Here is a 12,916-nt window from a genome sequence, read left to right as displayed (position 1 = left end):
ATACGGGCAGCGCGCCTGAGATCAGGGAATCCCCCGAGGCGGGACGTGCCGGGTTTTCGGCAGAATGGCACTCGATGACTATTCGCCCCCGCCGCGCCTGCGCTGTGGCCCTGTCCCTCGCCGCGGCCGTGGTGGCATCGGCCTGTTCCTACGGGCCCACCCGCGAGGCGCCGCCCCCGATCCCTCCCGGCATCCCGCCCGCCGCCGGGGCGCCCGTTCCCGCGGTGGACATCAACGCCCCCGGCCGGACCTCCGATCAGCTGCGGCCGTGGGCGCAGGGGATCAACGAGCAGATGAACATCCCCGTCGCGGCGCTGGCCGCCTACGGCAACGCCGCCGAGACCATGCGGCAGACCCGGCCCGAGTGCAACCTCGCGTGGACCACGCTGGCCGGGATCGGGCACGTGGAGACGCGGCACGGCAGGTACCGGGGTGCCACCCTCAACGACGACGGCTACGCGCTGCCGCCGATCATCGGCATCCAGCTCGACGGCTCGCCCGGATTCGCGCGGATCCCGGACACCGACGGCGGGGAGCTGGACGGGGACCCGGAGTTCGACCGGGCCGTGGGTCCCATGCAGTTCATCCCCGAGTCGTGGCGCAAGTACGGCGTCGACGCCGACGGCGACGGGCGGGCCGACCCCAACCAGATCGACGACGCCGCCGTGGCCGCCGCCCGTCTGCTCTGCACCAACGGGGGAGACCTGTCCCAGGCCGAGAACTGGCAGCGGGCCGTGCTGGCCTACAACGCCTCGCGGGAGTACCTCATGGACGTCCGCGACGCGGCGGCGGCGTACTCGGTGGGGACCACGGCGCCGTAGGGAGGACACGCGTGGACCGCGCGCCGGAGGACGCGTAGGCCACCGCGTTCCCGGGTGGAACTAGTGTCGTGGGTCGGCGAGACCCACAGACGCCCTTCACCATCGGCGGGAGCCCCACACGCATGTCAGCACCCACATCGACGCGCCGGCAGGACACCGGCATCCCGTCGACCGCGAACGGGCTCCTGCTCCGGGCGATCGGCCGTCGCACGCGACTCGTGGGCCCCGGGCTGGTGCTCATGACGATGTGGCAGGTCTCCGAGGCGCTGGTGCCCATCGCGATCGGCGTGATCGTCGACCGGGCGATCATCCCGCTGGACCGCTGGGCGATGCTGTGGTCGGTCCTCGGGCTCATCGCGTTGTTCACCGTGCTGAGCCTGAGCTACCGCTTCGGCGCCAGGCTGAGCAACCGGGCCCTGCAGGACGAGGCCCACGACCTGCGGGTGGAGGCCACCCGGGTGCCGCTCACCCGGCGCCGGGCCATGGACGACGCGAGCTCGGGCGACGTGCTGTCGGTCTGCTCGGCCGACGCCGACGTGGCCGCCCTGGTCTTCCGGCAGATCGCCCTGGGCGGGTCCGCGCTCATCGGCATCGTGGGGATCTCGGTCTACCTGCTGTGGACCGATCTGCTGGTGGGGCTCATCGTCCTGATCGGCGTCCCGTTGAGCCTGGTGTTGGTGGCGCTGCCGAGCCGGGTCATCTCCCGGCACAGCACCGCGCAGCAGACCGCCATCGGCATGGCCAGCAGCCGCGCGACCGACATCATGACCGGACTGCGCGTGCTCAAGGCCGGGGGCGGCGAGCGCTGGGCGGCCGAGCAGTACCGCGACGCCTCCCGCGCCGCGGCCGACGCGGGCATCGTCACCGCCGAGCGCACGGGCCGGGTCCAGGGCATCGGGTCGCTCGGAATGGCCGTGGTCCTGGCGCTGGTGCTGCTGGCCGCCGGGTACCGCGTGCTGTCCGGGGAGATGGCGATCGGCACGCTGGTCTCGGTGGTCGGCGTGGCCGTCTTCTTCGAGGAACCGGTCCGGCTCATCACCGCCATGGTGGGGATCTTCGCCCGGTCCCACGGCGCCGCGCAGCGCCTGGTCGACCTGCAGGCCTCGGCGCCGGTGGACGAGTCCGGCTCGGAGGTCCCTGCGGGGTCGCACCTTCAGGTCAGTGGGCTGGAGCTCCCCGACGGCCGGGATCTGGACCTCGGGGTGACGGCGGGGGAGTTGGTCGCGCTGGTGGCCGAGCAACCGGCCGCCGCCGAGGCGGTGACGCTGGCGATCGCCGGCCACAGCGACGGCGCCGACGCCGTGCTGGTGGGCGGGCATCGACGCAGCCGCCTGGCCCCGGCGATCGCCAACCACGTCGTCGTCGCCCCCCACCGCGTGGACCTGTTCGTCGGCACCATCCGATCCAACATCGCGATGCGCCACGACGCGCTGGGTGACGACGCGCTCGGTGACGACGCCCCGGGTGATGCCGCGCTGGGTGGCAAGCCAATTGACGACGACGACAACCCGATTTCCGATGAGGTCCTGGCGGCCTCGGCCGTCGCGGAGATCGTCGAGCACCTGCCCGACGGGCTGGACCACGTGGTGCAGGAGGGGGGACGCAACCTCTCCGGCGGCCAGCGTCAGCGGATCGCGCTGGCCCGCGCCCTGCACGCCGACCCGGATGTGCTGGTGCTGCACGATCCGACCAGCGCCGTGGACGCGGTGACCGAGTGGGAGATCGCCCAGGCCGTGCGCCGCGTGCGCACGAGTCGGCCGGGGCAGGCGACGCTGATCGTCACCTCATCGCCGCCGTTCCTCGCGACCGCCGACCGGGTGGTCCACCTCCCGCGGAGCGGTGAGACGCATTCCGGCACCCATCTCGAGCTGCGCGAGACCTCCGCCTCCTACCGATCGGCGGTCGACCGATGAGCAGCACCGAAACCAGCAGCACCGACACGAGCAGCACTGACACCAGGGCTGCAGAAGCGCCGGACAGCGCCGGGGCCCTGGTCACCACGGGGACCCTTCCACTGGCGAGCGGCCGCGAGTCCCTCGCCGTGCTGTCACCGCTACTCACCGAACGCCGCCTCTACCTGATCCTGGTGTGCCTGACCGGCCTGGTCGCGTCCGTCGCGGGATTGGTGGCGCCGTGGGTGATCGGCTGGCTGGTCGACGTCCTGCCCGGGAGCCAGAACTACACCGCGGTGTGGGTGGGCGCGGGGGCGATCGCCGCCGCAGGCATCGTGGGCGCCGGCTGTGCCTGGGCGGGCCAGGCGTGGCTCGCCCGGTTGACCGAGCCCACGGTGGCTCGGTTGCGCGAGATGGTGATGGACCGCTCCCTGCAACTGGGCGCCGCGCAGATGGAGACCACCGAGACCGGCGACCTGGTCTCCCGCGTGGCCGAGGACGCCCGCGAGATCAGCCAGGCCGCCACCGCCGTGGTCCCGCTGGTGGTGCAGTCACTGTTCACCGTGATCGTCTCGGGGATCGGCCTGGCCGCGGTCGACTGGCGGCTCGGACTGGTGGGGCTGGTCGCGCTGCCCATGTACTGGACCACCCTGCGCTGGTACCTGCCCCGGTCCGGCCCCATCTACGCCGCGGAGCGGGCAGCATTCGGTACCCGCGCCAGCCGACTCCTCGGCGGCATCACCGGATCCCGGACCCTGCACGCCTTTGATGCCCAGGACTCCGAGCTGGACCGGATCACCGCGGCCTCCGGGCACGCGCGGGACCTGTCCATCCGGGTGTTCTACTTTGTCACCCGCGCCTTCAGCCGGAACAACCGCGCCGAGGTCACGGTCCTCGGGCTGCTGCTGGTCGTCGGCTTTGTCCTGGTGGACGCCGGCACCCTCACCGCCGGCGCCGTGACCACCGCCGCGCTGCTGTTCCACCGGCTGTTCAACCCGATCGGCGCGCTAGTGGGCATGGTCGACCAGGTCCAGTCCGCCGGGGCCTCGCTGGTCCGGATGGTCGGGGTGATCACCATGCCCGTGCCCGACCGCACGGCCACGCTCGAGCCCGTCAACGACGAGCCCGGCGCCCAGCCCGTCACCAACCAGCCCCTCACCAACCAGCCCGGCGCCCTCGAGCTGGCCGGCGTCAGCCACTCGTACGGCGAGGGAGCACCTGCCCTGATCGACGTCGACCTGACCCTCGCGCCGGGCGAGGTGGTGGCCGTGGTCGGCTCCACCGGTGCAGGCAAGAGCACCCTGGCGCTGGTCGCCGCCGGGTCCGTGGTCCCCACGCGCGGTACCGCGCGGATGGAAGGGGTGTCGCTGGCCGAGGTCGACCCGCTCGCCCTGCGCCAGCGCATCACCATGGTCTCCCAGGAGGTGCACTCCTTCGCGACGTCGATCGTCGAGAACGTCCGGGCTCCCCGCCCCGAGGCCGGCCTGTCCGAGGTGCGCGCGGCCCTGCAGACCGTGGGGGCCGACTGGGTGGACGACCTGCCCGACGGAGTCGACACCGTGATCGGCGAGGGCGGGCATCCACTCGATCCGATGCAGGCCCAGATGATCGCCCTGGCCCGCGTGGAGCTGGCCGACCCGGACGTGGTGATCCTCGACGAGGCCACCGCCGAGGCCGGGTCCGCCGGCGCCCGCCGCCTCGACGCGGCAGCGGCCGCAGTGCTGAAGGGCCGCGCAGGACTGGTGGTGGCGCACCGGCTGAGCCAGGCCGCGGCCGCCGACCGGATCCTGGTGATGGACCACGGCCGGGTCGTCGAATCCGGGACGCACGAGGAGCTGTTGCGGACGGACGGGCGGTACGCGGAGCTCAGTCGGGCGTGGTTCGGGGGAGAGTGAGCGGATCACCCCACCACGGGGTCAGGGCATCCGCGCCGCCACCGTCTGGCCCCACTGCTCCGCGCGGGCTTCCTCGCCCTCGAGCAGCTGGGTGTGGGTGTCGACCAGGAAACTCTCCGGCTCAGCGACAAGCGTGAATCCCAGCTTCTGCAGGTTCTTCGCGATTCCCTTAGACGCCCGCCCGGTGAGGATCGCGGGTTTGTCGACGCGCGTATCGAACGCGGCAGCAGCCCCCTCGCGCCGGGAGAGCTCGCCCAGCCAGTCCCTGATCCCCGCAGCGGCCACGTCGGGCTCTATCGTCAGGTCACTATCCGGTTGGTCGGCGGCCTCGACCGCGCCACGCCGGGTCGACTCGCGACTCATCCCGTGCACATGGGTGGGGCCGCCCACGATCACCAGGTCATAGACGGAGGTGTCCTCGTCTATCGCGTGCGAGACGGGGACTGCAGTGACGTCGCCCACCAGAGCGACGCCGCGTGCGATGGCATCGGCGATGTCGTGGGTGCAGCCGTACATCGATTCAAAGACGATCAGTGCGCGCATCGTGCGTGCCACCCCGCTCGACTACCGGTGAGAGCGCATCGCGACCGACCGTTCAGGGGCGCCACGTCTGTTTCTCACTCGATCCTCATCCTTCACCGCGTCTGAGGTGAGCGCAATAGTGGCGGGGGAACCGCGTTGATGACGACGACAACGTCGATCGCCGCGCCCGGTCTGCAAATCAAGCCAGGGCTGCGTCCCACCTGATCTACGGCCGCGAGCATTGTAGATAAGAACTCTATTGTGAATGTGAACTGTGTCACCTAGGGTCTGTCCATGAAGTCAAAGTTTGTCACCGGACTCGCGCTCGGCGCGAGTGTCGTGCTGGCCGGCCCACAGTTCGCCCACGCGGATCCAGCCGCCTTCGACGTCTCCGGCGTGTTCACCAACGGCTGTGGTGACGGTTCGGCCTGGATCGAGCTCAAGGACGACGCCAACGCGGTCGTCGCTTCGCAGAACATCACCGACGGCGGGGCGTTCAGCTTCCCGAATGTGGAGGACGGAGACTACCGGCTCGTGCCGTACGCCCCGGCCGGGTGCGGGCCGACGCCGTACCCCGGAGGCGCCGCCGTCACCGTCGACGGCGCTGATATCACCGGTGTCGATGTGGGACTCGTGGTAGTCCACTCGATCTGGGGAGTGGTGACGGGCTGCGACGCTGGCGAGGGCAATGGTCTCAACGGGGTCGAGGTCTCCCTCGATATCGACACCGAGGCGCTGACCTACAGCGCCATAACCCGCAGCCGCTCGCTCACTGAGGACGGGCAGTTCTTCTTCCAGTACCTGCCCGCCACGGACGGCTACACGGTCACGGTCACGCCGCCGGAGGGCTGCGAGATCGCTGACCCCACCGTCGTCATTGACCTCTCCGATGACGATGTCGAGGACGTGTCGTTCGCGCTGGATCGCGCACCCGGGCCGTTCGGAAGCCTCGGCTCGCTCGACCCCTTCGGCTCGACAGGGTCACTGGGCTCGTAGAAACTGCGCTCGTAGAAACTGCGCTCGTAGAAGCAGCGAGAAACCGCCAGGGGGGCGTTCGTTCGCCCCTCTGGCGGTTTTTTCGTCGACCCCTCTTTCTCACGTGTGTCTCTGTGCTTCACTCGCACGCCCTGCTCGCTGATCTCGTGGGTGTCTTCGCCGATTTGTAGCTTAAGTGAAGTCAGTTCATTTACTGTGGTGTGAACTGGCCCACACAACGATCGGTAGGGATCGCATGACCGACACGGCGATGAACGACACGACGACCGGCAACGCAGCACAGGGCAACCGCGAGGTTCGCCTGGTCAGGCACCCCGATGGTGCCCTGGCGGCGGATGATCTCGAGGTGGTGCCCACCGAGATGCCCGTCATGGCTCCGGGGCACGTGCTCATCCGGAACACCCTGCTCTCGGTGGACGCGGCCACCCGACTGCGCCTCGATCCCGTCTCGCCTCCCGGGTACCTGCCGGCGCTCAAGCCGGGGGAGGCGCTCGCCGGGATGGTGGTCGGCGAGGTGGTCGAGTCGGACGCGGAGGGGTACGCACCCGGGGACCTGGTGCACCACGACCTCGGCTACCGCGACTACGCCTTGGTCGATCCGGAGAACCAGGCCCTCGGCGTGGCCGGCGCGCTGTCCAAGTTGGACCGCGAGCTGGGCCCGCCCGAGCTCCAGGTGGGGCTGCTCGGCATGACCGGGCTCACGGCGTGGGCGGGGATGTTCGTGGTGGCCTCCCTCAAGCCCGACGACGTCGTGTGGATCTCCGCGGCCGCCGGCGCGGTGGGCAGCGTCGCGGCGCAGCTCGCCAAGGCGCACGGGTGCCGGGTGATCGGCAGCGCCGGCAGTGCCGAGAAGGTCACCTATCTCAAGGACGTGCTCGGGCTCGACGCCGCGTTCAACTGGCGTGACGGTCTGGACGGGCCGCTCAGCGAGTTCGCGCCCGAGGGCATCGACGTCTACTTCGACAGCGTCGGCGGCGACCACCTCAGGGCCGCGCTCGATCACCTGCGCCGGCTCGGCCGGGTCGCGCTGTGCGGTGCGATCGGCGGTTACGACGGCAAGCCGCCCGCTGCTCCCGGAAACCTCTTCAACGCCACGAGCAAGGACATCAACCTGCGGGGCTTTCGCGCCGGCACGTTCGCAGATCGTCTGCCCGAGGCCAGGAAGCACCTCGCGGAGCTGTGGCGATCGGGTGACCTGAACCTGGACCTCGCGCGATACGAGGGCCTGGAGTCCGCGCCGCAGGCGATCGTGGACATGCTCTCCGGGCGGACGACGGGCAAGTGCGTGGTGGCGCTGGGCTGAGGGGCCTATTGACGACGACGAGGTCGGCCAGAAGGTGGTGCCATAGACGCGGGCAGAGAGGACACGTAGGCCCGTCAGGGCGCGTAACCGGCCCGCGGTGTAGCCCCGGTCCCGGCGACCGCCTCTGTGATCGCACGCAGTGCGGCATCCGGGTCATCGACGTGTAGCCGCAGCACGGTGACCTCACGCGGGGAGGGTGCACTCCAGGCAAACCCGGGGACGGACGCAGGCACCGGGCGGTCAAGCTCGATGCTCAGAGTGGTGCCGTCCGGACCAGCGAGCGTGAGTGCGTTCCCGCCGCTTGCATCGGGCGCGATCTCCGCAGATGTGGGGGAGAGCCGCCGGTCGCGCCGCACTGTCGCGATTGCGTCGAGTGGTACCCGTGCGCAGACGTGCGTGCCGCTGCGCAGCACGAGTTCGCCGTCCTCGATCAGATGCGGTCGCACGATCCGGCCGGCCAGCCATCCGAGTACGATCAGCAGCCCGTAGATCCCGAGCAGGTCAAGCACCAGCCGCACCTCGGGCCATGGCACCAACAGGTGCACGGCGATCAATTCGATTGACGCCGCGACCGCCATCGCCACCGGGATGCCAAGCGTGCCGCGGGAGTGGCCGAGTGCCGCCGCGCCGTCAGGGACGTCTGGCCGCCGCGTCACCCACCGGGCCAGCGAGGCGAGTGTTCGCGCTTCGGTGCCGATCAGTCGTAGATAGGGGTCCTCTGCGGCCAGGGCGCGTAGTGCGTCGGCGCGGGTGCGAGCGTCAGCGCGGTGGGCTCGGTAGCGGCGGACGTAACCGGTGACGGCGATCGCCCCGAGTGGCACCTCGACCGCCAGGAAGAGCGCGAACGCCGTCGCGGGGCCGATCACCCCGGTGGCCAGGAGAACCGCGTCGGTGACGACGACGACAAGCGCAATCAATGGAACCAGTCTGCTGTTCACGGCAGTACTCCTGAGGCAGCGAGCGTGCGGCGCACTACTTCGCGCTGGGCCGGGTCGGGAAGGAGCTGCTCGAGCGTCGGTCCGTGGGTGGCATCGGCGGCATCGTGCTCATCACCCGGCTCGGCCGGCACTCCCGCCACCAGCGCTCGAAGGTCTTGGTCGGCCAGCAGTGCGTCGACGAGGTCTGCGATCTGCGGCTCCACCTCGCTGGGCCGCCGGCCCTCGATCCGGTGGAAGCCAGCGAGTAGGTCGAGGTACCGGGTGCGGCGACCGGCGTCGAAAGCGATGGCGGTGTATGAGGCAGTGAGCTGTACGGGGAAGTCGCCGTTAAGCGCAAGCAGGTCGAGCAGGTCCTGTTCGCGGTCCAGGAGCGCGGTGAGGTCGGGGTCGTCGGGGACCGCGTACCGACAGAGGTCGAGCGCACGCGATACCGGCTCGGGCAGCAGTCCCAGGGGTAGGCCGTCGGCGGCGCGCTGGGCTATCAGGTCGAGGCGTTCGCGCTGGCGGGTGAGAGCGGCGATGCGGGTGTCGATTCCTGAGCGGACGGCGGCCAGATCGTCGGCCATGCTGCCGGGCGCGGTCTCCAGCAGCGCGCTGATCTCGCGCAGGGGCACTCCCGAGTCGGAGAGGAACGCGATCCGGGAGATCCGCACGAGGGCGGTCACGTCGTACTCGCGATATCCGCCGGTGGTTCGCGGGGGCTCGGCGAGCACGCCCGAGCGGTGGTAGTGCCGGATGCTGCGTGCGCTGACTCCGGTCAGCCGGGCGATCTCACCGATTCTCATGAGCTGATCATCAACCTTGACACTGTGGCAAGGTCAAGCGCGCTAGATGTGAGTCGCCGATTGCCGCCCGCAAGAACCTTCGCGGTTCGGCTCCCCGTGGCCGGGATGCATCTCTCAGAGTTGTGGGCGAGGGGCACATGAGGCTGGATAGCGTGCGATCCGTGGACCTGGCGTGGGCAGCGCAGGCGTTGGTGGACATGCTCCGCAGGCGGTGGCGCTCGATTTGCCTCCTCCGGTGCGCGGCACGTAGTTTCACAGACGCAAACGACGCGGGGTGGAGCAGCTCGGTAGCTCGCTGGGCTCATAATCCAGAGGTCGCAGGTTCGAATCCTGTCCCCGCTACTACTGCACACAGGCTCGGTTCCCTCAGGGGAACCGAGCCTTACGTCATTTCGGGGTGGCGCTCCGATGCCAGCGCGCCGATCCTGCGTAGGTGACGATGACGGCCGCTGGTGCCGGCCTGCTCGTCGCTGAATGAGCGCGTGAGAGACGTGCCCCTAGCTGAGTTCGTCCGCCAGCCGAACGGCGGGAATCCAGTCGATACCGAACACCCGGGCCACCTCTGAGAAGGTGGAGGAGTCCGCATCGGTGCTGGTCGCCGAGGCGATCAGGCGGGACAGCATCACCGTCCCCGCTCGCTCCTCGATCGTGCCGGCCGCCGCCAGGAGCGTTATGTAACTATCATAGAAGTGTTGGGTTCCTGCAAATCTACGTACCCGGCGGGAGCGGTGCTCGCACAGCCCTAGCACCGGGCACGATGGCGACTATGTACCTCATCGGGACCGGGCCGAGTGAGCTGCACGCTCACATCGACCTCGACCGCCGCCTGTAACAGCTCGACCTCTTCGACGGCGCCGAGGCATCCGTGGTCTCGACCGCCCACGAGAACGGGCACTGGTCGGTCGTAGCCGAGATCCGACCCGAAACGGCGGGGGAGAGGCGATGACGCCATTTGATGCGAGGTCACTGGGGCGAGCCATCCGCACCGTTCGTCTGGAAACCGGGCTCACGCAGCTCAAACTCGCGCTCGCCATCGGCGTCAGCGGCGGCCACATGAGCATTTGGGAACGGGGCCAGGTCCCCGCCGCCCGAGGCCGTCCGGCTCACACCCCGACCATGAGCCGCGAGCAGCTCGAAGCCATCGCCGATGCTCTGGGATGCACCGCTGCGTACATCGCCGACCGCGCATCCCTGTCGGCCACCACCCGAGTAAGTCTCGGCCTGCAACCGCTCGGCCCCTCCCGCACTCTCGTCGCGGGGATCGCATACGACCTCACCGACGCCGAAGCGGACCGGGCCGCCGACTTCATCGCCGGCCTCATCGCCGCCCGCGACCTGAACTGACCGCCGGTGTCGGAGGGTCCGGTTACGGTCCCGGCGTGGACGAGCTGGTGGACCGAATCCGACAAGCGGCCGACCAGGCAGGCGAGATGCATTTCCTCGAGCTGATGCGCTGGCACCGCGTAGTCGCCGGCCTCCCCGAACCCGACTGGGGAGCCCGCGGCGTCTACCGACTCGCCGTCACCGAGCTAGGCGAAGACAGGGCCGCCGAGCTACTGCACGACCTGCGACGACTGGCCCGTAACCCCCGCCGCTACCGCAACGGCGCCGACGGTAAACCCCGCTACAGAGTGGGCCGCACCGTTAGCGACCAGCACCGCCGCCAGCAATCGATTCGATGAGGCCGGCATCATGCCGGTCCAGGGTGCGAACATTATTAACCGCCCGCGACACCGGACGGGTCCGCAGTGTCGCCGCGACCGCTCGGGACTCGGCATCAAGCAGGTCGAGCAAGTCGGAGGCCTGGTCCTTGGCGATCTTCTCCGGGGACAGCCAGGTGTCCCATGCTCCAGGGGTCAGGAATGCCGGCATCCTGTCGTGGACCTCGCCAGCCGCGTCTTCCCCGGTGCGGGTGATGATCGTGAACGTCGTCTGCCACTCGGCGTCATCACCCTCTCGGTGAAAGGCGAGTAGGCCGGCAGCGAGCAGGAGCTCGTCGCCTGGGGCGTGGACGTAGCTGGGGTTCTTGACCTCTTTGCCGTCCTCGAGGGCCTCTTGCCACTCGTAGTAGCCCGTCATCAAAACTGCGATTCGGGCGGAAGCGAACGCCGAGCGGAACATTCCGTTGGTTGCCACGCCCTCGAGGCGAGCATTGATCGGCCGTGGGCCCTTCTCCTTGGCCCAGGACGGGCGAAAGCCCCATGTCGGTAGGGACGCCTCACGCACCCGCTGATCGCCGATCGAGCGATCCCGGATGACTGGAGCCCGCGTACGGGGAGCCACCGAATACGCCGGCGGCCACTCGAAACCAGGATCGACCCCATCCAAATCGAGGTCCCCAACCAGGGCCGAGCCGGAGATAGCTACCGAGTACCGACCACACATGCCGAGACAGTAACAGTGGGAGCTCTAATCGACCGCTGACCAGCAGACATGACGGAACGCAACTTATCGGCGGCCCTACCCTGGCCAGTGGCTCTTGTACGCACTTGAGGTGCGCTGGAGTGAGCTTGGCCCAGACTGGTTCCATGGCGGGCAGCCGTTTATGACGTTGTCTTGTGGAGTTCGCCGGGCCTCTCTAGTTGTGCTCTAGAGCTTCATTTTCGCTTCGTCGGGATTGCGGCCATGCTCCCAGTGACTGCCGGTACTCGGGGGCTTCGGCTGTCTCGACGAACTCGAGGATGTTCCCGACGCGTTGCAGGAGCACGTCACGGACCTCACTGGGAGTGGCGAAGAAGAATTCCTTGCGTGGGTTTGCCTGGTTGAGAGCTCGGTCCGCAAAGTGCTTGTGTAGGTCGTTCTCGAGTGTGACCGCGTCTTCGGAAAAGAACAGCGCATGGACGTCGAAACGAAACGGTACGGAGGCTCCGCTAAGTTCTGCGATGCGCTCGGCGGGAGCGAGGCGGCGAGTCAACCCGATCTTCACTACTCCTGCCCCGAATGCGCCTTCGTTAGAGATCACGTAGATGTAGCCAGCTCGGATGTTGGCGGCGCGGTAGTCGTTCTGCTCGATTGCCTGGTCAACAGCAGCGAGCCGGGCGATGAGGTCCGCGTCGTCGCGCCCCTGGGTGCGGAGAGATTCCAATGCGTTGGCAAGGTGTGCACGTTCTTTGTCCAGCCGGGAGCGTTCTTCTTCTAGCTCTCGTTGGACGCGTGCCTCCTCACGAAGCCGAGCCCGTTCTTCGCGGGCTGCTTCGCGTTCTGCCTGCTTCTTCATCAACCAGTCGGCGGTGAGTTCAATCTCTTCAACGCGCAACGCATGGAATGCGTCGTCGATGCGCATTTCCATCAGTGCTCCGAGACGCGCGATGGCGGTCCGCGATGCCTCGAGCCGACGTTTTGCGGTGTCGACGTTTCCTGCCCGCAAGGAACGGATGACGTTGTCAGCTTCGGCGTTGTATGCGCGCAGCATTAGCTTGCCCAAGTCCGACGTCATGCGACGTCCCTGGGCGAGTGAGTTGTTCAGTGTGAAGAGATCGGACTTCACAATGGCTCGGCTCTCGCGGATTGAGTCGGCGATCCGGGCTTCGAGCTCCTTAAGGCGCTCCTTGTACGCGGCGGCAGACTCCAGCGGATGATGGTAGCGATAGATACCTGCTGCTTGCAGAACGCGGGCATCGTCGAGATCGATCGGTCGCTCCCCTTCACGAGCAGCCAATGCGCGGCGCAATTCGGCATTCTCGGCTTCCAAGAAAGCGATTCGCGCGTTCGGGTTTTGTTGGGGATTGGCCTGCTGCGGTGATCTCGGACGGTGGACCCTCCTA

13 protein-coding genes and 1 tRNA gene are annotated in these 12,916 nt (G+C 68.6%); 8 read left to right on the top strand and 6 right to left on the bottom strand.

Annotation, left to right across the window (positions count from 1 at the left end):
- The first annotated feature begins 74 nt into the window (after window positions 1–74).
- The 3 genes from G6022_RS13070 (at window position 75) to G6022_RS13060 (ending at window position 4,608) form a co-directional block, all read left to right on the top strand.
- A complete protein-coding gene (locus tag G6022_RS13070; RefSeq protein WP_182691707.1) occupies window positions 75–821 on the top strand; it encodes a lytic murein transglycosylase in 747 nt (248 codons plus the stop codon).
- A gap of 122 nt (window positions 822–943) precedes the next feature.
- Window positions 944–2,734 (top strand): ABC transporter ATP-binding protein, encoded by a 1,791-nt coding sequence (locus G6022_RS13065; RefSeq protein WP_241731212.1) that lies wholly within the window; start codon window positions 944–946, stop codon window positions 2,732–2,734.
- Window positions 2,731–4,608 (top strand): ABC transporter ATP-binding protein, encoded by a 1,878-nt coding sequence (locus G6022_RS13060; protein WP_182691706.1) that lies wholly within the window; start codon window positions 2,731–2,733, stop codon window positions 4,606–4,608. Before G6022_RS13065 ends, G6022_RS13060 begins: the two co-directional genes overlap by 4 nt.
- Before the next feature lie 21 nt (window positions 4,609–4,629).
- Here the strand turns inward: G6022_RS13060 and G6022_RS13055 are convergent, their stop codons facing one another.
- Window positions 4,630–5,151, bottom strand: a complete 522-nt coding sequence (locus G6022_RS13055) for a flavodoxin domain-containing protein (RefSeq protein ID WP_182618084.1) — start codon at window positions 5,149–5,151, stop codon at window positions 4,630–4,632.
- Window positions 5,152–5,424: 273 nt separating this feature from the next.
- On the opposite strand from G6022_RS13055, the gene G6022_RS13050 reads away from it, so the two are divergent.
- Both G6022_RS13050 and G6022_RS13045 read left to right on the top strand, forming a co-directional pair.
- A complete protein-coding gene (locus tag G6022_RS13050) occupies window positions 5,425–6,126 on the top strand; it encodes a hypothetical protein (RefSeq protein ID WP_182618072.1) in 702 nt (233 codons plus the stop codon).
- A gap of 235 nt (window positions 6,127–6,361) precedes the next feature.
- On the top strand, window positions 6,362–7,429 hold the full coding sequence (locus G6022_RS13045; protein ID WP_206682381.1) for an NADP-dependent oxidoreductase: 1,068 nt from the start codon (window positions 6,362–6,364) through the stop codon (window positions 7,427–7,429).
- A 74-nt stretch (window positions 7,430–7,503) separates the two neighbouring features.
- Here the strand turns inward: G6022_RS13045 and G6022_RS13040 are convergent, their stop codons facing one another.
- A complete protein-coding gene (locus tag G6022_RS13040; protein WP_182618074.1) occupies window positions 7,504–8,367 on the bottom strand; it encodes a hypothetical protein in 864 nt (287 codons plus the stop codon).
- Complete coding sequence (locus G6022_RS13035; RefSeq protein WP_182611239.1) at window positions 8,364–9,152, bottom strand: MerR family transcriptional regulator; 789 nt, start codon at window positions 9,150–9,152, stop codon at window positions 8,364–8,366. Before G6022_RS13035 ends, G6022_RS13040 begins: the two co-directional genes overlap by 4 nt.
- Window positions 9,153–9,420: 268 nt before the next feature.
- Between G6022_RS13035 and G6022_RS13030 the strand changes: the two genes are divergently transcribed.
- Window positions 9,421–9,494, top strand: a tRNA-Met gene (locus tag G6022_RS13030).
- A 155-nt stretch (window positions 9,495–9,649) separates the two neighbouring features.
- Here G6022_RS13030 and G6022_RS17075 read toward each other — a convergent pair.
- Window positions 9,650–9,778, bottom strand: coding sequence for a hypothetical protein (locus tag G6022_RS17075; protein WP_268817317.1), 129 nt, complete (start codon window positions 9,776–9,778; stop codon window positions 9,650–9,652).
- A 316-nt stretch (window positions 9,779–10,094) separates the two neighbouring features.
- Here G6022_RS17075 and G6022_RS13025 point away from each other — a divergent pair, with 316 nt between their 5' ends.
- Both G6022_RS13025 and G6022_RS13020 read left to right on the top strand, forming a co-directional pair.
- A complete protein-coding gene (locus G6022_RS13025; RefSeq protein WP_107746571.1) occupies window positions 10,095–10,496 on the top strand; it encodes a helix-turn-helix transcriptional regulator in 402 nt (133 codons plus the stop codon).
- Between the two features lie 35 nt (window positions 10,497–10,531).
- On the top strand, window positions 10,532–10,834 hold the full coding sequence (locus tag G6022_RS13020) for a hypothetical protein (protein WP_146166335.1): 303 nt from the start codon (window positions 10,532–10,534) through the stop codon (window positions 10,832–10,834).
- Here the strand turns inward: G6022_RS13020 and G6022_RS13015 are convergent.
- Window positions 10,797–11,537, bottom strand: coding sequence for an SOS response-associated peptidase (locus G6022_RS13015; RefSeq protein WP_107746572.1), 741 nt, complete (start codon window positions 11,535–11,537; stop codon window positions 10,797–10,799). The genes G6022_RS13020 and G6022_RS13015 overlap by 38 nt on opposite strands.
- A 193-nt stretch (window positions 11,538–11,730) precedes the next feature.
- Window positions 11,731–12,916: DUF4041 domain-containing protein (locus G6022_RS13010; RefSeq protein ID WP_241731211.1), on the bottom strand; the 1,186-nt coding region annotated here is incomplete at its 5' end.

It is taken from the genome of Dietzia sp. Cai40, assembly GCF_014145165.1.
In the GTDB taxonomy this organism is placed as follows: domain Bacteria; phylum Actinomycetota; class Actinomycetes; order Mycobacteriales; family Mycobacteriaceae; genus Dietzia; species Dietzia natronolimnaea.
The sequence above is the reverse complement of the archived record's forward strand: the minus strand, read 5'-3'. Positions and strand labels throughout refer to the sequence as shown.

Bases quoted from the DNA above. Each gene is read 5' to 3' on its own strand.
- G6022_RS13055 (WP_182618084.1), bottom strand. From the start codon at position 5,151: ATGCGCGCACTGATCGTCTTTGAATCGATGTACGGCTGCACCCACGAC.
- G6022_RS13070 (WP_182691707.1), top strand. From the start codon at position 75: ATGACTATTCGCCCCCGCCGCGCCTGCGCTGTGGCCCTGTCCCTCGCC.
- G6022_RS13015 (WP_107746572.1), bottom strand. From the start codon at position 11,537: ATGTGTGGTCGGTACTCGGTAGCTATCTCCGGCTCGGCCCTGGTTGGG.
- G6022_RS13060 (WP_182691706.1), top strand. From the start codon at position 2,731: ATGAGCAGCACCGAAACCAGCAGCACCGACACGAGCAGCACTGACACC.
- G6022_RS13050 (WP_182618072.1), top strand. From the start codon at position 5,425: ATGAAGTCAAAGTTTGTCACCGGACTCGCGCTCGGCGCGAGTGTCGTG.
- G6022_RS13045 (WP_206682381.1), top strand. From the start codon at position 6,362: ATGACCGACACGGCGATGAACGACACGACGACCGGCAACGCAGCACAG.
- G6022_RS13065 (WP_241731212.1), top strand. From the start codon at position 944: ATGTCAGCACCCACATCGACGCGCCGGCAGGACACCGGCATCCCGTCG.
- G6022_RS13035 (WP_182611239.1), bottom strand. From the start codon at position 9,152: ATGAGAATCGGTGAGATCGCCCGGCTGACCGGAGTCAGCGCACGCAGC.
- G6022_RS13025 (WP_107746571.1), top strand. From the start codon at position 10,095: ATGACGCCATTTGATGCGAGGTCACTGGGGCGAGCCATCCGCACCGTT.